The organism is Methylobacillus gramineus (assembly GCF_020532675.1).
Lineage (GTDB): Bacteria > Pseudomonadota > Gammaproteobacteria > Burkholderiales > Methylophilaceae > Methylobacillus > Methylobacillus gramineus.
Genome location: NZ_JAJAVE010000001.1, coordinates 708,832 through 732,556, shown reverse-complemented (window position 1 = coordinate 732,556; position 23,725 = coordinate 708,832). Strand labels below are relative to the sequence as shown.

The window sequence follows — 23,725 nt, the reverse complement described above, 5'->3', positions numbered from 1 at the left end:
AGTAAAGATACCGCTGTCTTGCTTATGCTCAGGCTGACTCCTGCCCTCGCCGCATGGTGCCTGCATTGGCAGAGCTTGCGTCAGTTGATCCAGCACTAATCGCCTGACTCAAGGCACTGGGAACCGGTAGTTTGAGCAAGCGATATAAATTGCCAAGATTGCGCCGGTAGAGACGATCAAAACTAGTGACACTCAGTGATGAGTTGTAGTCACCAAACCACCAGAACCAGTCAGAGCCTTCACAAATCGCAAGTTGATGGGTGCACGCCGCAAGCTCCTCCTTGCTCAGCTTGCCTGCATGCACCACGCCGTCATACGCACGCTTGGCCTCACAAAGCAGATCCCAGCCCTTATTTTTATCGCTGCTGCCTATCCAGGTGCTAAAGCTGCCATACACCCAGCTACCCGCAGCAATCGCGGGCAAATTGCCAAGCGCAACGCTAGAGGGGTGTTGTTTGCACTTCTCCACCACCTGGCTGCAGGTCGTCATTTCAATGTCAGGATGCTGGCTTAATGCCTGGTAAAGCTGGTTGAGAAAGTAATAGCCGTTATAAGGGTAGTATTCCCAGGCATTCTCGCCATCAAGGATCACACTGACCACGGCATGCCGCTCAGAACTATTGGCCTGCTGTATTCCCTCCAGGGTATGAATGAAATCGGCGACAGCATTGTCCGCATGCAAGTTGGAGTATTCAAAACCGATCTTGTCTGACAAGTGATCATCGCGAAAAAAACAAATGATGTCCTGCTGCCCACTCGTCACACGATAAGGCTGATAGAGATATTCATTGCGAGGTGGCAATTCAACGCTATCAAAAGACTTGTATAGGCTGTTTGCCAGTACGCCCTCCCCGGTGGCGGCCCACTGGATGCCATGCTCTGCCATCAACGATAAGCCTTCGTGGGAAACTCCACCCTCCGCTGGCCACATCCCTTGGGGAAGCTTGCCAAAACGCCGGGTATGAGAGGCCTGTGCCTCCTCGATATGTGCCCGTGCACGCAATTTTCCCCCCGGATAATGCGAGAAATGGGGTAACGGGGCATAGGGCATGGCATCGCGGGTAGACCGAAAATCCAGGAGCAAAGGCAGGATGGGGTGATAATGTGGCGTGCTTGAAATCTCGATCCGGCCTTCGGTTTCCAGCTGTTTATAGCGTGGTATCAAATCCCTGATCAGGCCAGCGATCAGTTCAGACAATGCAAGCCTGTCTTCCAGCGTGAACTGGCTGCCCTTGGCCATCAAGTCCTGCACCAGCTGGCTGCTGCGACGTACACTTTCCCCGGTCCAGGCCAGGTGATACCAGACCAGCAGGTCTGCCATATATTGTCCGGAAAGATAATTGAACATGCTTTTGCCATGAGGCTCCAGCTTGCAATACATGTTGTACAGACACTGATAATGCTCGAACGGTGCCAGCATTTTTTCGTGATGACCCTTGAAGCAACTCTCGAGAATGAGGCAACGCTCATCCAGCGTCAGTATTTTCATGTCCTCTTTATTCAGCAATACCAGTAGGGGGTCGCGGATATTGCCACTGTCGAATTGCTCAACATAATCCTCAAGCTGATCCAGCAATACCGGCACAAAATTGAAGGTAGCACGTGCCTGGGGATTGCTTTCCAGGTGAAATGCCATGTCGGTGTAATCCTTGATGGCGTGCAGATAAGTCCACGGCAACACATACTCACCAGTGATCGTGTCGCGATAATCCGGCTGATGCATGTGCCAATACAGATTGAGATAAAGCTTTGGTCGGGATGAAGTCATGTTTACCTTTACATCAAAAATAACCTGAAGTATCCAGCCCGACCCATTGTCGGGACTTGCTATCTGTTAGCGTGCATGGTGTAGCGCTTGCCCTAGCATATCCGGGGTAACCAGGGTAATTCCCTTGTCTGAGACATGAAACCGCTTGCGATCAAGCTCGGGATTGATGCCGATCTCCATGCCATCGGGGATTCTGGCTCCCTTATCTACCACCACTCGATTCAATATCACATGCCGCCCAATATCGACCTTGGGCAAAATGACAGAATGGTCTATCGTGCTATAGCTATTTACCCTGACATCAGAAAACAGCACAGAGTTTCTGATACTTGCACCACTGATGATGCATCCGCCTGATACCAGGGAGTCGGTGGCCTGTCCACGCCGCTCTTCATTGTCGAATACAAATTTTGCCGGGGGCAATTGCTCCTGATAGGTCCAGATTGGCCATTGCCGGTCATACAGGTTCAATTCTGGCACCACCTTGGTCAGCTCCATGTTTGCTTCCCAATAAGCATCTATCGTACCAACATCACGCCAGTAATAATTACCATCAGCTGCCCCGACACAACTGTCGGTAAATCGATGGGCAAATACACGATATTTATTGATCAGGTAAGGAATGATGTCATGGCCAAAATCATGCGTAGAGTGTGGGTCATCGGCATCACGTATTAGTTGTTCGTAAAGAAAAGAAGCATTGAAGACATAAATTCCCATGCTGGCCAGGGCATGCGTAGGATCATTCGGCAGGGCTTTGGGCTCAGACGGCTTCTCGGTAAAGTCCACCACGCGATCGGCAGCATCAACCCCCATCACGCCAAATGACTTGGCTTCCTCCAATGGTACATTGATGCAAGCCACCGTCATGTCAGCCTTGTTGCGTACATGCGCAGCCAGCATCTGGCCATAATCCATTTTATAGATATGATCGCCAGCCAATATCAGCACAAACTCCGCACTGGTTTGGCGCAAAATATCCAGATTCTGGAACACGGCATCTGCTGTTCCCTTGTACCACTCTTCCTGAATGCGCTGCTGGGCAGGGAGCAACTCAACAAACTCATTGAACTCACCACGCAGGAAACCCCAGCCACGCTGTATGTGTTGAATCAGGCTATGCGCTTTATACTGGGTAATCACCCCCATACGACGCACACCTGAATTCATGCAATTGGACAAGGGGAAATCAATGATGCGGAATTTTCCGCCGAATGGCACTGCGGGCTTGGCGCGCCAGTTGGTAAGGTCTTTCAAGCGACTCCCTCTTCCACCGGCAAGGATCAGGGCTACAGTGTTTTTTGTCAGCGTACTGACAAAACGCGAAGAACTTAACTCATGCTGCTGCATTTTTGCCCCTCCTGATTTATAGTTTGGCTATTACTCGCCTTGCCAACAGAGCGCGAACCGGGCTCTTTCGCCTTTAATGACCTGCTCTTGAAACCATTATAGGCAGGAAGGTTCATACTAGGCTAGAGGATTTCTCCTACAGTGAATACCTAACCAACACGGACCTCCAAAATTGGCTAAGACAAAACAAGATCCACAGCTTGCCCTGATTCTTGATGCAAAACATCACGATCCATTTTCCTATCTTGGTCTACACCAGAACGGGGCAGCGTATGTCTTGCGTATCTTTCATCCGCATGCGGACAAGATATGGGTCAGCACTGCGCATGGCTGGGAAGCATTGCACCGTTGTCATGCAGGCGGCGTCTTTGAGTGGCTCGGCAAGGAAGCCCCGCCAGTTCCCTGTCGCATCAAGCTGGAGGAAAACGGTCACAGTTGGGAAACCCATGATGCCTATTCCTTTTGGACCAGTCTTTCCACGGATGAGCTGTACCTGTTTGGTGAAGGCAGGCTTAAACAGGCTTATCGATCTTTAGGTGCCCATCTCTGCGAGCAGCAAGGGGTGCAGGGTGTACGTTTTGTCGTGTGGGCTCCCAGCGCAGAACGCGTAAGTGTGGTCGGTAACTTCAATCGATGGGATGGCCGCATTCACTCCATGCGTGCACATGGCAGCAGCGGTGTTTGGGAAATATTCATTCCTGATCTGCAGGCTGATGATCTGTATAAGTTCGAGATTCGCAACCGGGATAGTGGCCAGATCATGGTCAAGACAGATCCTTATGGCTTTAGTTTTGAAAGACTGCCAGGCACCGCGGCCAAAATTACCCAGCACGATCAGCATAGCTGGCAAGATGCTCAATGGCTGCAAACCCGTGCCGATGCTGACTGGCTGCATGCCCCGTTCAATTGCTATGAGGTGCACCTGGGGTCCTGGCGGCGCCAGGCCGATGGTCACTTCCTCAATTACCGCGAACTCGCAGAACAGCTGGTGCCCTATGTGAAAGAAATGGGCTATACCCATATCGAACTGCTGCCGATATCAGAACATCCACTGAATGAATCCTGGGGCTATCAGACCACAGGCTATTTCGGCGTCACCAACCGCTTTGGCAGTCCTGATGATCTTCGCTACCTGATAGACCGTTGCCATCAAGAAAGTATTGGCGTCATCCTCGATTGGGTACCAGGACACTTTCCCAAGGACGATTGGGCATTAGCGCGCTTTGACGGCTCTGCCCTGTTCGAGCATGCAGATCCACGACTGGGTGAGCATCAGGAATGGGGCACCTATGTGTTCAATTATGGCCGCAATGAGGTGCGTAACTTCCTGCTAGCCAGCGCCCATTACTGGCTGTCTGAGTTTCATATAGACGGCCTGCGCGTTGATGCGGTGGCCTCCATGATTTATCTGGATTACTCACGCAAGGCGGGCGAATGGCTGCCCAACCGCCATGGTGGGCGGGAAAACCTCGAAGCCATCGACTTTCTCAAGCAACTCAACATCATGGTGCATGAAGACTTCCCCGGCGCACTTACCATCGCGGAAGAATCCACAGCATGGCCCATGATTTCACGCCCGGTGTATCTGGGAGGCCTGGGGTTTTCCATGAAATGGAATATGGGCTGGATGAATGACACCCTGTCTTATTTCTCCAATGACTCCATCCACCGTCGCTATCATCACGACAAACTGACCTTTGGCCAAATCTACGCCTACACTGAAAATTTTGTGCTGCCCTTCTCGCACGATGAGGTGGTGCATGAAAAACGCTCTTTGCTGGATAAAATGCCAGGGGATACATGGCAGAAATTTGCCAACCTCAGACTGCTATTCACTTACCAGATGACCATCACCGGTAAAAAACTCAACTTCATGGGCAACGAGTTTGGTCAGGGCAGAGAATGGAATGTCAATGCCAGCCTGGACTGGCATCTGCTGGAAAGCCATTGGCACAAAGGGGTTCAGCTACTGAGCCGTGACTTATCCCAGTTATATCAACACCTGCCTGAGTTGCATGAGCTGGATTTCGACCCGCAAGGGTTTGAGTGGATAGACTGTAATGATAGCGACCAATCCATCATCAGCTACCTGCGCAAGTCCAGAGACGGTAGCTTTGTGCTGGTCATGCTGAACTTTACGCCGGTATTGCGTGAAGGGTATCGGGTAGGCGTCCCCGTATCAGGCCAGTACCGGGAGTTATTCAACAGTGATGCTGAATGTTACGGTGGAAGCAATCATGGCAACGGCATTGGGTTGAAGTCAGACAATATGGCCTGGATGAGCCAGCCACACTCATTGGTGGTCACCTTGCCACCACTGGGCGGCCTGATCATCAAACTGGATAGCTGAGCACCGCTTGGATAGGCCTGGCAAGCTAGCTGTCGCGCATCAGTTGCAAGGCTTGCTCCAGCCGCTCTACCCCTTTGACTTCAATGCCGCTGATCGCCTGTTTGGGCATATTCGCCTTGGGCACAATCGCATGGGTAAACCCTAGTTTGGCCGCTTCACGCAAGCGCTCCTGGCCTCGCTGTACGGGCCGCACCTCACCAGCCAGCCCGACTTCACCAAATACAATCAGTTTGTTATGCAGTGGCTTGTTTTTTAATGAAGAAACGATAGCCAGCAATACCGCAAGGTCGACCGCAGGCTCGGAAATCCTCACTCCACCCACCGCATTGATAAACACATCCTGGTCAAAACAGGCCACGCCTGCATGACGATGCAACACCGCCAACAGCATCGCCAGGCGATTCTGTTCCAGCCCCACACATAACCGCTTGGGATTAGGCGCATGCGCTTCATCCACCAAGGCCTGCACTTCAACCAGCAAGGGACGGGTGCCCTCCTGCGTTACGGTAATACAGGAACCTGACACCTGTTCTGAATGATGGGAGAGAAACAAGGCTGAAGGGTTGCTGACTTCACGCAGGCCCTTTTCCGTCATTGCAAATACGCCCAACTCATTGACCGCCCCAAAACGGTTTTTGAAGGCGCGTACCAGGCGAAAGCTTGAATTCTGGTCACCCTCAAAATAGAGCACGGTATCGACAATATGTTCTAAAACACGAGGGCCTGCCAATGCGCCTTCTTTGGTCACATGACCCACCAGGATCACGGTAATGCCTAATTGTTTTGCCAACCTGGTCAGCTGCGCCGAGCATTCCCTGACCTGGGCAACCGAGCCAGGTGCCGACTGTAACGCCTCTGAGTAGACAGTCTGAATGGAGTCTATCACTGCCACTTCCGGCATATGTTTTTGCAGGATGGGAATAATCCGCTCCAGACTGATTTCAGCCAGCAGTTCCACTGGCCCAGCATTCAAGCCCAAACGCTTTGCGCGCATCGCAATCTGCTGTGCAGACTCTTCACCCGACACGTAAATTGATTTACGTTCTCCACCAAGGTGACACAGGGTTTGCAGCAAGAGCGTGGACTTCCCTATGCCCGGATCACCGCCGATCAAGACCACACCGCCTGGCACCAGCCCCCCACCCAGTACCCGATCAAATTCATTGATGCCAGTTGGATGCCTTGGCACATCTGCAGCCTCGACTTCTGCCAGCTTCTGCAAACCACTGGATTGCGCCAGTGAGGCAAAGCGATTATTACTGTTGGTGGTTTCTGCCACCGTTTCCACCAATGTATTCCACGCCAGGCACGCAGGACACTGTCCCTGCCATTTTGGGGTCTGTCCACCGCACTCGGTGCAGGTATATATCGTTTTAGCCTTGGCCATCAGCCCACCACCTTGAAAGGCACTCTGGGTGCGACTGCACAGAGCAATTCATATCCTACCGTACCTGAAGCTTCCGCCACTGCATCTACTGGCACCAAACCTCCCCATAACTCGACTTCACTGCCCACACCAGCTTCAGGCAAGTGAGTGATATCAGCAAACAACATATCCATCGAAACACGCCCTAGCGTTTGACTGATACTTCCATTAATCGCAATTGGCGTGCCATTGGGGGCATGCCGCGGATATCCATCAGCATAGCCACAGGCAATCACGGCAACTCTCGTTTCCGTCTCAGCGGAAAATCGGGCGCCATAGCCCAACGTTTCTCCAGCTTGCAGTACCTGCACTGCAATGACCTCGCTGGTGAATTGCATCACAGGCTGCAAACCATAATGGGCAGCCGCCACGCCCGTCACAGGTGACGCGCCATACAGCATAATCCCGGGCCGCACCCAATCATAGTGGGCTGCCGGGTGACGTAAAATTGTGGCAGAGTTGGCAAGCGAGATGGAATAAGGCAAACCCTGGGTCGTTTTCTGAAATACGCTTAATGGCAAATCAATCCCGCGCTCATCATCCGCGGTAGCAAAGTGCGTCATCAGGACGATATCCGGCCTCACTGCAGGACAAGCCTTGAGCCGCTTTACTACAGCGCCAAATAAATTCGGCTTGAAACCCAGGCGATTCATACCGCTATTCATCTTGAGGAATACTTGCAAGGGATGTGGCAGTTGAGGCACCGCCTGTTCAAGCATCTGCACCTGCTGTTCGTTATGTACCACGATGCTAATGCCATGGGCAGCAGCAGCGATCAACTCATCAGCCGCAAACACGCCTTCGAGTAATAATAACGTCTGGCTGTAGCCAGACTCACGCAGGGCCAAGGCTTCGCTCAAGCGCAACACACCAAAACCATCCGCATCCTCCAGGCCTGGTGAAGCACGCAGCAAGCCATGGCCATAAGCATCAGCCTTGACCACCGCCAGCACCTTGCTGGCCGGGGAAAATTTGCGCACCACTGCCAGATTATGACGTAATGCTGCCAGATTCACGGTGGCCTGAATTGCACGCATGGTTATTCGCCGTAACTGTCGTCGTATTGACCGACAAAGTTTTCAAACCGGGTGTTCTCACCGATAAAGGTCAATCGGACACGGCCAATCGGGCCATTACGCTGCTTGGCAATAATGATTTCGGCCGTTCCTTTGTCTGGACTGTCGGGGTTATAGACTTGATCGCGATAAATAAACAGGATCAAATCCGCATCCTGTTCAATCGCCCCGGACTCACGCAAGTCAGACATCACCGGCCGCTTGTCCGGCCGCTGCTCCACACTTCGGTTGAGCTGGGAAAGTGCAATCACTGGCACATCCAACTCTTTAGCCAAGGCTTTGAGCGAGCGGGATATTTCCGAGATTTCGGTCGCACGGTTCTCACTCTGCCGCCCTGCCGCCCCTGTCATCAACTGCAAGTAATCGATGACGATCAGTCCCAGCTTGCCGGTTTGCCTGTGTAAACGCCGCGCTCTTGCACGCACGTCAAATGAAGTGAGGCCCGCGCCTTCATCGATGTAGACCGGTGCCTCATTCAGCTTACCTAGCGCAGTGGTCAACCTGACCCAGTCTTCATCTTCCAGATTGCCATTACGCATGCGATGCTGATCCAGCTTGCCTATCGAGCCTATCATACGCGTCACCAGCTGCGTAGCCGCCATTTCCATCGAAAACACGGCCACAGGCAAGCCAGTATCCAATGCTACATTTTCTGCGATATTGAGGGAAAACGCGGTTTTACCCATGGAAGGTCGGCCTGCCACAATAATCAGGTCACCTGCCTGCATGCCAGATGTCATGGAATCCAGATCGGAAAAACCAGTAGGAATGCCGGTCACATCAGTGTGATTATCACGCTGATACAGATAGTCGATACGATCAGCCACCTGTGGCAGGATGGTCTTCATGTCGAGAAACCCCTGGGTCGAGCGCTTGCCACCTTCAGCAATCTGGAAAATCTTGGCTTCGGCCTCATCCAGCAACTGCTGCGCATCGCGCCCCAGCGGGTTATAAGCACTCTCGGCAATGCCTGAGCCCACCTCCACCAGCTTGCGCATAATGGCACGCTCACGCACGATTTCTGCATAACGGCGGATATTGGCGGCTGTTGGCGTGTTTTGTGCCAGTGCGCCCAGATAGGCGAGGCCACCCACACTAGACAACTCGGCTGAATTCTCAAGCGACTCAGCAACAGTCACGATATCTGCTGGTTTAGTACGCTCAATCAGGCGGCAGATATGATCAAAAATCAATCTGTGGTCATGGCGATAAAAATCACCGGGCCCCAGCAGGTCGGCAATTCTATCCAGGGCCTCGTTTTCAAGCAAAAGCCCACCCAGTACGGATTGTTCAGCTTCTACGGAATGCGGGGGAAGTTTAAGGGAATCTAAGGTATCGTCAGCCATGCGGCATTATAACAATGCCACCCAATAAAAAAGGCTGCATACGCAGCCTTTTTTACTCAACCCTGCTTAAAAAAACAGTGCTGGATTATTGCTCACCCAGTACGGAAACAGTGATTTCCACTACGACATCATGGTGCAATGCAATACTGATCTGATGATCGCCAATAGTCTTTAGAGGACCATCTGGCAGACGCACTTCAGACTTCGCAGTTTCAAAGCCTTGCGCAGTCAGCGCTTCAGCAATGTCACCAGTGGTCACTGAGCCAAACAGGCGACCATCAACACCGGCCTTTTGCGTCACTTGCAGCAGGAAGCCAGCCAGCTTCTCACCACGTTGCTGAGAAACAGCCAGTTGAGCAGCTTGTTGCTTTTCCAGTTCTACGCGGCGTACTTCAAATTCGGCCTTGTTGGACTCGGTGGCACGCTTTGCCTTGCCTTGAGGAATCAGGAAATTACGGCCGTAACCGTCTTTTACCTTAACGATGTCACCAAGATTACCCAGGTTTACTACTTTTTCTAACAGAATAACTTGCATGATCTAACCCCTTAGTGCTTGTCAGTGTATGGCAGAAGCGCAAGGAAGCGAGCGCGCTTCACTGCAGTTGTCAGCTGGCGCTGATATCTAGCCTTGGTTCCGGTAATACGTGCAGGGATGATCTTGCCGTTTTCATTGATGAAATCCTTCAACAGATCTGCATCCTTGTAATCTACTTCCTTGATGCCCTCTGCCGAGAAACGGCAGTAGCGGCGGCGCTTAAACATGTCACGTGCCATGATAAAACCTTTCAGATAATTTTTTCTAATGTTTGGATATGCAATACCAGCTGCGCACTCTTGAGGCTACGCTTTGCGAGGAAACCGGTCACATTGACCTGCGTACCCTCAGCAATTGTTTGCGTTTCCAGTGCCAGTTGGCCCATGACCATACTCGGCACATCACACTCAACCCTGCGCTTCATTTTTGCTTCAACCTGCTCAGAAACATGAAGCAGATGAAAGCTCAATACTGGTATTCCTGCCGGGGTGTAGCGTAGCTCTGCAATTTTTGCGAGCTCGGCGCTCAACTCCAGCCGATTAAAACTCACTTAAGCAGATGCTTGCTCTGCAACCGGTGCAGCAGCTTCATCCTTGGCAGCCAGCAATGACTTGGATTTTTCTTCCTTCATCATCGGGGATGGTGCAGTCACGGCTTCTTTGGTGCTCAGTGTCAGGTGGCGCAACACGGCATCATTGAACTTGAAAGCATGCTCAAGCTCATCCAGCACAGCCTGATTACATTCGATATTCATCAGCACGTAATGTGCCTTGTGGATTTTCTGGATTGGGTAAGCCAGTTGGCGACGACCCCAGTCTTCCAGGCGGTGGATAGCACCACCGTTGGCGGTTACCAGTGTGCGATAGCGCTCGATCATTGCTGGCACTTGCTCGCTCTGGTCCGGATGGACAATAAATACTACTTCATAATGACGCATAAACTCTCCTTTTGGATTAATAGCCTCCCGCATGCGAAAACGGTAAGGCAAGGTGGAAAACCCGAGATCATAGCCAGAAAATGTCAATTAATCAATCATTTTCCCTGATCAGCCATACACTATCTCATTATGGTCACACAAAAGTCAGGTTTGGTTAATTCAAATCCGGATCAGGCAGGATCATAGCAATCAGACTTAAAATTGTTTATTTACGCAGAATTGAATAGAATCATTAAGATTAAACTTGGTCAGTAATAGTGAGACAGGCAAAACCATTTAGACTTAAACTACTAGCCTAACCCGTCACTGGCATTGATATATCTCGTGCCCAGTAATTTTTGACCAGAAACCTCCAATCCTAAATAAACATATAAACTCGCAATGACGAACCCAACAAACTGTCCGGTATGGCATGACCTCAGCGCTCATTATCAAGAAATCCTCCCCCTCCAGATGCGTGACTTGTTTACCAGGGATGGGCGACGATTTGAGAAGTTCTCCCTAAAAACTGAAGGGCTGCTGCTTGACTACTCCAAGCACCGCATTACCGACGAGACCTTGCCGCTACTGTTCAAGCTGGCTCGAGATTCAAAAGTAGAAGAATGGCGTGACCGAATGTTTTCCGGTGAAAAAATCAACTTCACTGAAAATCGCGCGGTGTTACATACGGCCCTGCGCAACCGCACTAACACACCCATTCATGTAGATGGCAAGGATGTGATGCCGGAAGTCAACCGGGTACTGAATCAGATGCGCAGCTTTAGTGACCGCATCCGCTCTGGTGAATGGAAAGGCTATAGCGGCAAACGCATTACCGATATCGTCAATATCGGTATCGGCGGCTCGGATCTGGGGCCGGTCATGGTATGTGGCGCTCTGAAGCCATACGCCCAGGCTGGCCTGAACGCACACTTCGTTTCCAATATCGACGGCACACATCTCGCTCAAACATTGCAAGGGTGCAATCCTGAGACGACATTATTTATTGTCGCATCCAAGACATTTACCACCCAGGAAACCATGACAAATGCGCTATCAGCGCGTAACTGGTTCCTGGAAACGGCCAAAGATGAATCTCATGTAGCCAAGCACTTTGTGGCGATTTCCACCAATGCTGATGAAGTAAAAAAGTTTGGCATTGATGCCTCCAATATGTTTGAGTTCTGGGACTGGGTAGGCGGCCGTTATTCTCTCTGGTCAGCCATCGGCTTATCCATCGCCATTTATATTGGCATGGATAATTTTGAAGAATTACTCGCTGGCGGTCATGAAATAGACCAGCACTTCCGCACGGCACCGCTTGAAGAAAACATCCCGGTGATCATGGCCATGCTGGGTGTCTGGTATAACAACTTCTTTGGTGCCGACAGCCTGGCTATCCTGCCTTACGACCAAGGCCTTGCCCGCTTCCCTGCCTATCTGCAACAAGCAGACATGGAAAGCAATGGCAAGTTTATTGCCCGCGATGGGCGGGTTGTGCAATGCACCACCGGCCCCATCATCTGGGGCGAGGCTGGCACCAATGGCCAGCATGCGTTTTATCAACTAATTCACCAAGGTAACCGCCTGATCCCTTGCGACTTCATGATGCCGCTTGAAAGCCAATATCAACTTGGTAACAATGGCAATGAGCATCACTTGATCCTGCTGGCCAATTGTTTTGCGCAAACCAGCGCACTGATGCAAGGCAAGACACTGGATGAAGCCAAGGCTGAGCTAGTCGCACAAGGCCTTAGCGGTGAGGAACTTGAAGTATTACTGCCGCACAAGGTATTTGAAGGCAACCGCCCCACCTCCACCATTCTGTTCGACAAGCTGACACCGAAGACGCTGGGCAAGCTGATTGCCATCTATGAACACAAAATCTTTGTTCAAGGCATCATTTGGAACATCAATTCGTTTGACCAATGGGGCGTGGAATATGGCAAGCAGATAGCCAAGAAAATCTTGCCTCAACTGAGCGATAACAAGCATTCAACAGAATACGACAGCTCAACCAACGGTCTAATGAATCACCTTAAATTCAGATAGCAATTCTTTGATATAAAATAAAAAAGCCACGAAACATCGTGGCTTTTTTATTGCCTTGCGGCATGCACTTTGAATTTATTCCAGATTCAATTTCTTGCCGAGGAAACTGGCACTGACACTAGCACCAAGGCGCTTGGCAAAACGATCAGCTAGCCCTTCCTTCGCGGTAAAGTCCACCACGTTTTCCTGCTTGATAACTTCGCGAGCAACATAATCAGCACTACCCAAGGCATCTGCCAATCCCATTTCGACACTGGCTTCACCACTCCAGAACAAGCCGCTGAACGTTTCTTCTGTTTCCTTGAGGCGTTTGCCACGGCCTTCGCGCACTACTGCAATAAACTGGGCATGGATTTGATCCAGCATCTGCTGAGCAAACTCCTTGTGTTTAGGGTTCACGGGGGAAAATGGATCCAGCATCGCTTTATTACTACCAGCCGTCATCAAGCGGCGCTCAACCCCCACTTTGTCCATGACACCGGTAAAGCCAAATCCGTCCATGAGCACTCCAATGGAACCCACAATGCTGGCCTTATCTACATAGATCTTGTCCGCGGCAACGGCAATGTAATAACCACCTGAAGCACAAATATCCTGCACCACCGCATATACCGGGATATTCGGGTGCAATTTACGCTGACGCTTGATTTCATCGTTGATGATACCTGCCTGCACCGGACTTCCGCCCGGGCTATTGATGCGCAGAATAATGCCCTTGGTGCCCTTGCTATCAAACGCAGATTGCAGACTGGACACCACAGAATCGGCATTGACGGCATCGTCGCTACCAATCACACCACTGATATCAATCAGTGCGGTATGTTCCACTGAAGCACTGGAACCCTCATTCCAGCCCAAGGCATAGAACAAAACAATAAATAAATAAGTAAATCCTACCGACTTGAAGAAGATGCCCCATTGACGAGCGCGCCGCTGTTCCTTGACAGTGGCCAGTGCCAGTTGATGCAGGGTATCACGCTCCCAATTGGAGCCATTTGGGTGATTATCAGACATTCATTCAACTTTCCAGGTTAATCAATATAGTATCGTCCTGCTCTCTTGCCTGTATAGGTTCCAGCATCTGGCCCCGGCAAGGCCCGGCCACACAATATCCGGTATCTGGCTGATAATGCGCTCCATGCGTCGCACATATCAGGTACTGCTGAGTGAAATCAAAAAACTCGCCATGATTCCAGTCCAGTTCAATCGGCACATGCGCACACCGATTGATATAGGCATACACCTTACCATTGAAACGAATGGCAAAGCCGGTGATACGCGCCCCAAGTTCAGGAAGATCAAAACGCACACCCTGACCACCATCAATCAGATCCTGACTATGGCAAATTAAGCGTTCAATACCAGCCATTGGTCGAGTGTAGCAAAATCATCAAAATGTGCCAGCGGCGAATGGGGCAGCAAGCGCTCAAGCGGATGCGCACCATAGGTCACACCAAGACTGGCAACCTTTGCATTTTGTGCCATCTGCAGATCAAAACTGGTATCACCCACCATTAATGTACGCTCAGGCTCTACGCCGAACTCATCCATCAATTCCAGTAACATCTGTGGATGCGGCTTGGACTGGCACTCATCCACGCAACGCGTTCCATGCATATAGGCTCCCAGGCCACTGTGTTCAAGCGCATGATTCAAGCCTTTACGTCCCTTGCCGGTGGCCACGCCCAGCATATACCCCTGATCATTTAATCGGGAGACGGCATGTTTTGCGCCTGCAAACAACACCACATCATCTTCGCGCGCATGGTAGTGCACGTTATAGCGTGTAGCCATATGCTGGAGCTGCTCCTGGGTAATGACACCAAACAGTTGCTGTATCGCTTCACGCAGCCCCAGACCAATAATACTGCTGGCGGCCTCTTGCCCTGGATCATCAAGCCCAGCCTCAAGCGCGGATTTTCGTATACTGTCGACAATAATCTGGGTTGAGTTGGCAAGTGTGCCATCCCAGTCAAATACAATCAGGTCAAAACGCTTACTCACTGGGCAGCTCCCTGGCAGACTCAAGCGTATTAAGAAACTTCTCAAGCTCTTTAGGCAAAGGGGCGATCAATTTCAGTTTTTCTCCGTTAAGTGGGTGACGCAATGCGGTTTCTGCCGAATGCAGGAACATGCGTTTTAATCCACGCTTTTGCAAAGCTTTATTGACTGCATAGTCTCCATACTTATCATCGCCTGCAATTGGGAAACCCAAGTGAGAGAGCTGCACACGTAGCTGGTGCGTGCGTCCTGTCACCAACTGTGCTTCCAGCAAGGTAAATTCACCCAGGGATTTACGCAGATAGAAGATAGTTTCCGAATCCTGACCGTCATCCTGCACAGACACACGACGTTCACCACTCGGCAATACATACTTATGCAGAGGCAGCTTGACCTTGCGCTTCTGGTCAGTCCATTGCCCATGCACCAGCACAAGATAGCGCTTATCGGTTTGATTGTTGCGGATCGCATCATGCAATGCCACCAGTGCACTGCGCTTCTTGGCCAGCATCAATACACCCGAGGTTTCCCTGTCCAGCCGGTGCACCAACTCCAGGAACTTGGCATGCGGACGTTCCAGCCGCAATTGCTCGATCACGCCACGACTGATGCCGCTGCCGCCATGCACAGCAAATCCAGCAGGCTTATCCAATACCAGCATGGCATCATCTTCAAACACTATCGCATGTTCAAACTTGGAAACGGCTGGTGCTTTAGGTGTTGATTCAGCGTCTTGCAGGGCCATTCTCACGGGTGGCACCCGCACCTGATCCCCTAAGCTAAGCTTGAAACTCGCATCTGCACGCTTGCTGTTAACACGCACTTCTCCACTGCGAAGAATGCGGTAAATATGGCTTTTAGGAACCCCTTTCAGGGTTTTGGCCAGGAAATTATCGATTCGCTGCCCTTCACTAGCTTCATCTATTGTCAGTAGGTTGACTGCGGCGGGATTAAATTGATTTCTTGTTTTGCTTAAATTAGCCATCTCACCTATACTACGTCGATCTTGAAGTAAATGCGCTAAGCGCTTCTTCGGGAATGATTTACCCGCACTGGAAAACACTTTGGTTAACTCGCTCGCCAATTGAAATAAGTAGCGATTTTGTAATAGAAATAATGCGCTCTAGCCGCCGCAGACCAAAATTCTTAATGTGGCGCACGGCCCAGGATAGACTGAAAAAAATAGCATATTAGCCGATAATGACGGCTAATCCGAGACAGAATAGACGTATCGGGGTTTAGAACCCAATAGTTTACGAAAGCTTTCGTTAACAAATTCAAGCTGATACCGAACCATATCGATATTAGAAAATCTTTTTCCAAGTAGCTCAAGACGCTACTGTATGTGCTACACAGCACTCAGGAAGAAGCGGCCTGAAGGCAAATAATTGCCTAGCCGAAAAATTGAGAAACTATTGTTTCGCGTTACCTCCTGCGGATTTTAATCTGCTCGTATCGTGTTAATGTGGCCTGCATGACAGGCTCATATGACACTTCAGTCATAGCACTGCTCCGCCGCCAGAAATGGTACGGTCTGTTACCCGCTTAAGAGCGCGGGAGTAATACATCAATGAAACGCATGCTATTTAATGCGACGCAATCGGAAGAACTCCGCGTCGCTATTGTTGACGGACAAAAACTTATCGATCTCGATATTGAGTCCGCCGGCAAGGAACAACGTAAAAGCAATATCTACAAGGGTATCATCACCCGCATCGAACCATCCCTAGAAGCTGCCTTCGTTAACTACGGTACTGATCGTCATGGTTTCCTGCCATTCAAGGAGGTCGCTCGCAGCTACTTCCAGAATGATAGTGAAGCCAGTCGCGCCCGTATCCAGGACGTACTCAAAGAAGGCCAGGAACTGATTGTTCAGGTCGACAAGGATGAACGAGGCAACAAGGGCGCGGCCCTGACCACCTTTATCTCCCTGGCGGGCCGGTATCTGGTATTAATGCCGAACAACCCTCGTGGCGGCGGGGTATCACGTCGTATTGAAGGCGAAGACCGCAACGAACTACGTGACACCATGGCCCAGCTGGAAGTACCAAGCGGCATGAGCATCATCGCCCGTACTGCAGGGATTGGCCGTACCGTGGAAGAACTGCAATGGGATCTTAACTACCTGCTGCAATTGTGGACAGCAGTTGAAAGTGCATCCACCATTCAAAGTGGCCCTTTCCTGATCTATCAGGAAGGCAGCCTGGTTATTCGTGCGATCCGCGATTACTTCCAGCCTGATATCGGTGAAATCCTGATTGATACGCCTGATATCCATGAGCAAGCTGTTCAGTTCATGAATCACGTGATGCCAGGTAATGTGTCGCGCGTTAAGCTTTATCACGATGAAATCCCATTATTCTCACGCTTCCAGATCGAACATCAGATCGAGTCTGCATTCTCGCGTGAAGTACGCTTGCCATCCGGTGGTGCTATCGTTATTGATCACACTGAAGCCCTGGTTTCAGTTGACGTCAACTCCGGCCGCTCCACCAAGGGCAGCGACATCGAGCAAACTGCTTTTAATACCAACCTTGAAGCCGCCGATGAAGTAGCGCGCCAATTACGCTTGCGTGACTTGGGCGGTTTGGTTGTCATCGACTTTATTGACATGGAAAGCCAGCGCAATCAGCGCGAAGTGGAAAACCGCTTGCGTGACGCACTGCATCATGACCGTGCTCGTGTGCAAACCGGCAAGATTTCACGCTTCGGCCTGCTAGAACTGTCCCGCCAACGCCTGCGCCCAAGCCTGGGTGAGTCTAACCATATTCCTTGCCCGCGCTGTCACGGTACTGGCCACATTCGTGGTATAGAATCAACCGCCCTGCACATCCTGCGTATTACCCAGGAAGAAGCAATGAAGGAAAACAGTGCCATCATCCAGGTTCAATTGCCTGTTGAAGCGGCCACCTTCCTGCTCAATGAAAAGCGCGCTGAAATTCACAAGATTGAACAGCGTATGGGGGTACAGGTTGTCCTGATTCCTAACATCCACCTTGAAACACCTAACTACAACATTTTGCGTATTCGCCATGATGATGTAGAAGACACTGGTCGTGCCAGCTATGAAATGGTGGAATTGCCATCTGAGTCCATAGAGGCGGTTGTTGCCCAGGAAGTGAAGGCAGTTAAGGTGGAAGCAGCAGTCAAGGGTATTACCCCAGCCTCCCCAGCGCCAACCGTTAAGGAAAAACCGGTCGCCAGTGTTTCCCTGTTGGGACGATTCAAATCCTGGCTGTCCAGCGTGACAACTTCCAAGCCTGAAGACAAGCCGGCAGAAGAGACTCCACGCCGCGAACAGAGTGGTCGCAATCAGAATCAGCGTCGTAATGGTCGTAACAATCGCAATGACCGTAATGCACAAGGTGGCGAACGTACTGAACAACCACGTAACGACAATCGCAAGGAACAACAGCCTCGCGGCAACAATGAGAAACGCCAGCCGCAAGAGCCACGCGCCAACGCACAACAACAACCTCGCCAGGAAAGACCAGAGCGGCAAGAGCGCGGTGAACGTCAGCAAAAACCGCAGCAACAGCCGAATGCTCAGCCAGCAGCGCTGCAATCTGAAACTGGTGCAGTAGTAGAGGCCAATACAGAGCAACGCGGTGGTCGTCGTGGTCGCAATGGTCGTCGTGAGCGTCAGCCACGTAATGAAAACGGGCCACGTGAAAACCGCCAGAATGCCACCGATGAAGTTCTGCAGACTGAGCAAACCGTGTCTGCTGAAGATACACAGAAGCCAGTGACTACCGCACCTGTGCTAGAAACCAGAGTTGAAACCGTGGCTCCAGTCAAGGTAGACACTGTAAAAACAGAGGCCAAGCCAGAGGTAACGCTTGAGCCGGTAAAAACTGAAGCTGCCGCCATTGAACAACAGTCATCGGTTGCCCCCGTCAAGGAAACCAAGGCAAAACCGGTTGCTGCAAGCACATTGGAAGTAGTGGAAAGTAAAAAATCCACCGCCAAGGTAGATGCTGAAGTTGCTACAGAAGCGGCAGAAGCAGAAGCCAAGCCAGAAAAGAAACCGCGTGCTCCTCGTCGTCGCAAGGCAGAGCCAGCAGCAAAGCCGGTTGATCTTGCCGCAACAGGTATGCAGTTGGTGGAAACAAAGGCCGATGCATCAGCAGCAGTCGTTCCAGCTGCTGAAGAGCCAGCTAAACGTGGCACACGCAAGACAGCGGCATGGCAACAACCAGCTGCCACTGATGCCCCCGCGGCTGAACCATTGGTGATGGTGGAAACTCAGAAGTAATCTGACAACGCACTCGTCATAAAAAAAGCCCTGACTTGTCAGGGCTTTTTTGTGCAATGATTGCGCTTGATGAAAGTGAGGGTTACTTGGGCATATCATCCGGCATGACTGCACCATAAAACATGGTTTTCATTTTCTTCAGCTGATCCCTGAATTCTCCTGCTTTCTCAAACTCCAGGTTTTTTGCACTGTCATGCATGGCTTTTTCCAGGCGCTTCATTTCCTTCAATACCTGCTTTTCGCTCATGACATCGTAACTGGCCTGCTCCTCAGCCGCCTTGCGCTCACGCTTTGCATCATCCTTATCGTACACGCCATCGATAATGTCTTTAATACGCTTGGTCACACCTCTTGGAATAATGCCGTGTTCGGTATTAAAGGCTATCTGCTTCTCACGCCGCCGCAAGGTTTCATCCATCGCCGCCTTCATTGAGCGTGTAATCTTGTTGGCATAAAAAATCACCTGACCATTCAGATTACGTGCGGCCCGGCCTGAGGTTTGAATCAGGGAGCGTTCCGAGCGAAGAAAACCCTCCTTGTCGGCATCCAATACCGCCACAAGCGAGACTTCAGGAATATCCAGCCCTTCACGCAGCAAATTGATGCCTACCAATACATCAAACTCGCCCAGGCGCAAATCACGGATGATTTCCACCCGCTCCACTGTATCAATGTCCGAATGGAGGTAGCGCACTTTGACACCATGTTCAGCCAGGTAATCCGTCAGGTCTTCTGCCATACGCTTGGTCAGTGTCGTTGCCAACACGCGCTCTTTGATATCTACTCTAAGCTTGATCTCGGACAGCAAATCATCTACCTGGGTATCGGCTGGTTTCACCGTAATCTCCGGGTCAATCAGCCCGGTAGGCCTCACCACCTGCTCCACTACTTGTTGTTGGTGTGTGGCTTCATATTCCGACGGGGTTGCACTGACAAAAATACACTGGCGCAGGATGCGCTCAAACTCATCAAACTTGAGCGGACGGTTATCCAGCGCAGAAGGCAGACGGAAACCATAATCCACCAGGTTTTCCTTGCGCGCACGGTCTCCCTTATACATGCCGCCGACCTGAGGCACGGTGACATGGCTTTCGTCTATGATCATGAGCGCATTATCAGGTAGGTAATCAATCAGGGTCGGCGGGGCATCACCGGGTGAGCGCCCTGTCAGGTGACGGCTATAGTTCTCGATACCCTTGCAAAAGCCAATCTCATTGAGCATTTCCAGGTCAAACCGGGTGCGTTGCTCTATGCGTTGCGCCTCGACCAGCTTGTGGTTCTTGATAAAAAAGTCCACACGATCACGCAACTCATGCTTGATCGTCTCCATCGCGCGGATAGTCGCTTCGCGGGCGGTTACATAATGGCTGGATGGGAAAATGCGGAAGTTGTGGATCTTGTTGAAAATCTGCCCGGTCAAAGGATCGAACATGGTGATGCTTTCAATCTCATCATCAAACAGACTGATACGCACCGCTGTCTCGCTATTTTCCGATGGGAATACATCCACTACATCGCCTCTTACCCGAAAAGCCCCGCGCGAGAAATCAAAGTCATTACGGTCATACTGCATGCCAATCAACTTGTTGACGATATCACGCTGGGTAATTTTCATGCCTAGGTGAACATGCAGCACCATGCCATGATATTCCCCAGGGTCACCGATACCATAGATGGCAGACACTGTGGCAACCACAATGCAGTCCTCACGTTCAAGCAAAGCCTTGGTCGCGGACAAACGCATCTGCTCAATGTGTTCATTGATGCTGGAATCTTTTTCAATAAACAGGTCGCGTGAAGGCACATAGGCTTCAGGCTGGTAATAATCGTAGTAGGAAACAAAATATTCCACAGCGCTTTCAGGAAAAAACTCCCTGAACTCGGAATACAACTGCGCTGCCAGCGTTTTATTCGGCGCCATCACAATCGCAGGCCTGCCGGTACGCGCAATCACGTTGGCCATGGTGTAGGTCTTGCCGGAACCAGTCACGCCCAACAAGGTCTGAAACTTAAGTCCCTGGTTGATGCCTTCGGTGAGTTTTTCGATGGCAGCTGGCTGGTCTCCAGCTGGCGGAAATGGTTGAAAAAGCTTGTATTTGCTATTTGGGAAAGTGACAATCACAGCGATAACCAATAGAGTGGATAGACGATTTTAACAGGCATGCATCATCTATGTATGCCTGTTGGCTGATTGGTATCAATTCCTGCCTTAACCTGATGGCTTTAACGCTCGGAGGTGGTATGCGCTATCTGATGTTAATCACTGGTTTACTTGCCTTCCACCCCATTGCGGAAGCGTATGACAGGCAAAAAATGATAGAGCCATTCTTCTCCACCGTCATGGTGCGGGGATATCGTACTGACGGTGGCCTGGGTTATGGCTCTGGCATTGTGGTAGCGAGCAACAAGGTGCTCACCAATTGCCATATTTTCCGCGAAACAGGGCAACCCTGGGTTTCCCGCGGTGAAGATGTTTACCAGGTCGAATCAGTGCAGGCGGATCGTTGGCACGACCTGTGTTTGTTAAAGACCGCTGAATTACCGTTCAAACCCGTGCAGATTGGTGAAAGCAGTCACCTGAAAAAAGGCCAGGAAGTCACCTCGATCGGCCACTCCAATGGTGTTGCCTCGCCCATGGTGTCTGTGGGTAGCATCAAATCCATTTATTCGATGGACCAGGGCAACATTATCCGCAGCTCAGCCAAATTCTCGCTCGGCGCCAGTGGCAGCGGCCTTTACGATATGGATGGCAAGCTTATTGGCATCAACACATTCAAAACCATAGGCAGGCAGGCTTATTATTACGCCATGCCCATCGAGTGGTTAAATCTGCTGCAACAACGTGAGCCAGAAACCACCTTTCCCTTGGCTGGCCAGGCCTTATGGGAAGCCAGCCAGCAGTCCAGGTTGTATTTCCTGCTCATTGCCATCCCTGAGCTACAAAAAGACTGGCAAGGCATGGCTGATATTGCATCACGCTGGACCCAGGCAGAGCCAGACAGCAGCGATGCCTGGTATGAACTGGGCTTTGCGCAAGAACAATTGAAGGATCTCGTGCTGGCAGAACAATCATACAAACACGCAGTATCCCTGGATGAAAACAATACCGACGCCCTCTTCCGCCTGGGTTTGATTGCATCGAAACATGGTGACAAGATTGAGACTCACCAGATAGAGCAAAGCCTGGCAAAAATCAGTGAAAATCTGGCGGCAGAATTCCGCAAAGCCATCACTTGCACCGAACAATGCTGAAAAAATGGCTTTCTAACGTAGAAAATTAGCTCCTTGCAGCGAATATCGCGCACTGCCATATTTCGCAAGCATAATAATATGAGTAAAATTAGGGTTTTGCCGTAGTCTCTATAACCACTCATAGGATTTTGATCTTGGAACTCTCGCAGCGCGTTCAATCCATTAAAGAATCACCCACGCTTGCAGTTACTGCACGTGCCGCAAAGCTCAAGGCCGAAGGCCGCGACATTATCGGTCTGGGTGCAGGTGAGCCGGATTTTGATACCCCACAGCACATTAAAGACGCTGCAAAAAAAGCCATAGACCAAGGCTTTACCAAATACACCCCGGTGGCAGGTATCCCGGGCTTGAAAAAAGCCATCGTCGCAAAATTCAAGAATGAAAACGGTTTTGACTACACAGACAAGGAAGTGATTGTTGGTGTGGGCGGCAAGCAATGTATCTTCAATCTGGCATTGGCCGTGCTCAATCCGGGTGACGAAGTAATTGTCCCTGCGCCTTACTGGGTGTCCTATGCAGATATTGCACTGGTGGCCGGGGCCAAGCCCATCATCATCGAATGTGGCATCGAGCAAGGTTTCAAGCTCACAGCGGCACAACTGGAAGCTGCGATCACCCCGAAAACCAAGCTGTTCATGATCAACTCGCCATCCAATCCCACAGGTGCCGTGTATACACTAGAAGAGTTAAAAGCCTTGGGGGAAGTGCTGAAGAAGCACCCGCACATCCTGGTAGCCACCGATGACATGTATGAACACGTCAATCTCACTGGCGATCAGTTTTACAACATCCTTAATGCCACCCCTGAATTGAAGGATCGCTGTATTGTATTGAACGGCGTTTCCAAGGCCTACTCCATGACGGGCTGGCGTATCGGCTATGCTGCAGGTCCGGCCAAGATCATCAAGGCTATGGAAATTCTGCAATCACAATCCACATCCAATCCAACCTCTATTTCCCAGGTGGCTGCACAAGCTGCATTGGAAGGCCCTCAGGAATGTATTACCCCTATGCTGGATGCCTTCCGTGAACGCCATGAATATGTAGTGAACCGCTTCAATACTATCAAGGGCTTGAAGTGTATCAAAGCGGGCGGTGCATTCTATGCCTTCCCGGATGCACGCGAAGCCATTGCCAACTTGCATCAGGCAGGCAAAATCCCGGAAGCCACTGATATGGCGCTTTCGGAATATCTGCTCGAAAAAGTCGGGGTTGCCGTTGTACCGGGCTCAGCTTTTGGTGCCGAGGGATATTTCCGCATCTCGTTTGCCACGTCCATGGACAACCTGCGCAATGCACTGGATAGAATTGCTCAAGCATTAAGCTGATACGCTGTATATCCAATCAAAAAAGCCTGCTGATGCAGGCTTTTTTATTAAGCAATCAATGACGGAAGCT

19 protein-coding genes are annotated in these 23,725 nt (G+C 50.8%); 5 read left to right on the top strand and 14 right to left on the bottom strand.

The annotated features are described in order from the left end of the window. Positions 1–28: 28 nt before the first annotated feature. Together LG201_RS03435 and glgC are read right to left on the bottom strand one after the other, a co-directional pair. On the bottom strand, positions 29–1,768 hold the full coding sequence (locus LG201_RS03435) for a glycoside hydrolase family 57 protein (RefSeq protein WP_226770774.1): 1,740 nt from the start codon (positions 1,766–1,768) through the stop codon (positions 29–31). A gap of 66 nt (positions 1,769–1,834) precedes the next feature. Then, entirely contained in the window at positions 1,835–3,118 is a 1,284-nt protein-coding gene (gene glgC, locus LG201_RS03430) for a glucose-1-phosphate adenylyltransferase (RefSeq protein ID WP_226770773.1), read from the bottom strand. Positions 3,119–3,290: 172 nt separating this feature from the next. On the opposite strand from glgC, the gene glgB reads away from it, so the two are divergent. Then, complete coding sequence (glgB, locus tag LG201_RS03425) at positions 3,291–5,468, top strand: 1,4-alpha-glucan branching protein GlgB (RefSeq protein ID WP_226770772.1); 2,178 nt, start codon at positions 3,291–3,293, stop codon at positions 5,466–5,468. A gap of 25 nt (positions 5,469–5,493) precedes the next feature. Here the strand turns inward: glgB and radA are convergent, their stop codons facing one another. From radA to rpsF, 7 genes are all read right to left on the bottom strand, one after another. Continuing rightward, positions 5,494–6,855 (bottom strand): DNA repair protein RadA, encoded by a 1,362-nt coding sequence (gene radA, locus LG201_RS03420; protein WP_226770771.1) that lies wholly within the window; start codon positions 6,853–6,855, stop codon positions 5,494–5,496. Beyond that, complete coding sequence (alr, locus tag LG201_RS03415) at positions 6,855–7,931, bottom strand: alanine racemase (protein ID WP_226770770.1); 1,077 nt, start codon at positions 7,929–7,931, stop codon at positions 6,855–6,857. Before alr ends, radA begins: the two co-directional genes overlap by 1 nt. 2 nt (positions 7,932–7,933) lie before the next feature. Further along, entirely contained in the window at positions 7,934–9,316 is a 1,383-nt protein-coding gene (gene dnaB / locus LG201_RS03410) for a replicative DNA helicase (RefSeq protein WP_226770769.1), read from the bottom strand. Positions 9,317–9,401: 85 nt separating this feature from the next. Next, on the bottom strand, positions 9,402–9,851 hold the full coding sequence (gene rplI / locus LG201_RS03405) for a 50S ribosomal protein L9 (protein WP_226770768.1): 450 nt from the start codon (positions 9,849–9,851) through the stop codon (positions 9,402–9,404). A gap of 11 nt (positions 9,852–9,862) precedes the next feature. Further along, the gene (gene rpsR / locus LG201_RS03400) at positions 9,863–10,090 is read right to left on the bottom strand and encodes a 30S ribosomal protein S18 (RefSeq protein WP_025869803.1); all 228 of its coding nucleotides are present in this window, start codon (positions 10,088–10,090) and stop codon (positions 9,863–9,865) included. Between the two features lie 11 nt (positions 10,091–10,101). Beyond that, positions 10,102–10,401 (bottom strand): primosomal replication protein N, encoded by a 300-nt coding sequence (gene priB, locus LG201_RS03395; RefSeq protein WP_226770767.1) that lies wholly within the window; start codon positions 10,399–10,401, stop codon positions 10,102–10,104. Then, positions 10,402–10,788 (bottom strand): 30S ribosomal protein S6, encoded by a 387-nt coding sequence (rpsF, locus tag LG201_RS03390; protein ID WP_226771912.1) that lies wholly within the window; start codon positions 10,786–10,788, stop codon positions 10,402–10,404. It abuts the gene before it with no gap. A 381-nt stretch (positions 10,789–11,169) separates the two neighbouring features. On the opposite strand from rpsF, the gene pgi reads away from it, so the two are divergent. After that, the gene (gene pgi, locus LG201_RS03385; protein ID WP_226770766.1) at positions 11,170–12,819 is read left to right on the top strand and encodes a glucose-6-phosphate isomerase; all 1,650 of its coding nucleotides are present in this window, start codon (positions 11,170–11,172) and stop codon (positions 12,817–12,819) included. 75 nt (positions 12,820–12,894) lie between these two features. On the opposite strand, the gene LG201_RS03380 is transcribed toward pgi, so the two are convergent. From LG201_RS03380 to LG201_RS03365, 4 genes are read right to left on the bottom strand one after another with little or no spacing between them, the layout of a single operon-like run. After that, positions 12,895–13,833, bottom strand: coding sequence for a S49 family peptidase (locus LG201_RS03380; RefSeq protein WP_226770765.1), 939 nt, complete (start codon positions 13,831–13,833; stop codon positions 12,895–12,897). 4 nt (positions 13,834–13,837) lie between these two features. Beyond that, complete coding sequence (locus LG201_RS03375; protein WP_226770764.1) at positions 13,838–14,188, bottom strand: Rieske (2Fe-2S) protein; 351 nt, start codon at positions 14,186–14,188, stop codon at positions 13,838–13,840. Next, entirely contained in the window at positions 14,167–14,823 is a 657-nt protein-coding gene (locus LG201_RS03370) for an HAD-IA family hydrolase (protein ID WP_226770763.1), read from the bottom strand. Before LG201_RS03370 ends, LG201_RS03375 begins: the two co-directional genes overlap by 22 nt. After that, a complete protein-coding gene (locus LG201_RS03365; RefSeq protein WP_226770762.1) occupies positions 14,816–15,805 on the bottom strand; it encodes an RluA family pseudouridine synthase in 990 nt (329 codons plus the stop codon). Before LG201_RS03365 ends, LG201_RS03370 begins: the two co-directional genes overlap by 8 nt. A gap of 585 nt (positions 15,806–16,390) precedes the next feature. On the opposite strand from LG201_RS03365, the gene LG201_RS03360 reads away from it, so the two are divergent. Then, positions 16,391–19,075, top strand: coding sequence for an Rne/Rng family ribonuclease (locus LG201_RS03360; protein WP_226770761.1), 2,685 nt, complete (start codon positions 16,391–16,393; stop codon positions 19,073–19,075). A gap of 82 nt (positions 19,076–19,157) precedes the next feature. Here the strand turns inward: LG201_RS03360 and uvrB are convergent, their stop codons facing one another. Further along, positions 19,158–21,197: an excinuclease ABC subunit UvrB gene (gene uvrB / locus LG201_RS03355; RefSeq protein WP_226770760.1), complete on the bottom strand. Its 2,040-nt coding sequence runs from the start codon at positions 21,195–21,197 to the stop codon at positions 19,158–19,160. 119 nt (positions 21,198–21,316) lie between these two features. Here uvrB and LG201_RS03350 point away from each other — a divergent pair, with 119 nt between their 5' ends. Beyond that, positions 21,317–22,327: a S1 family peptidase gene (locus tag LG201_RS03350; RefSeq protein ID WP_226770759.1), complete on the top strand. Its 1,011-nt coding sequence runs from the start codon at positions 21,317–21,319 to the stop codon at positions 22,325–22,327. 134 nt (positions 22,328–22,461) lie between these two features. Further along, entirely contained in the window at positions 22,462–23,655 is a 1,194-nt protein-coding gene (locus tag LG201_RS03345; protein ID WP_226770758.1) for a pyridoxal phosphate-dependent aminotransferase, read from the top strand. Positions 23,656–23,725 lie beyond the last annotated feature (70 nt).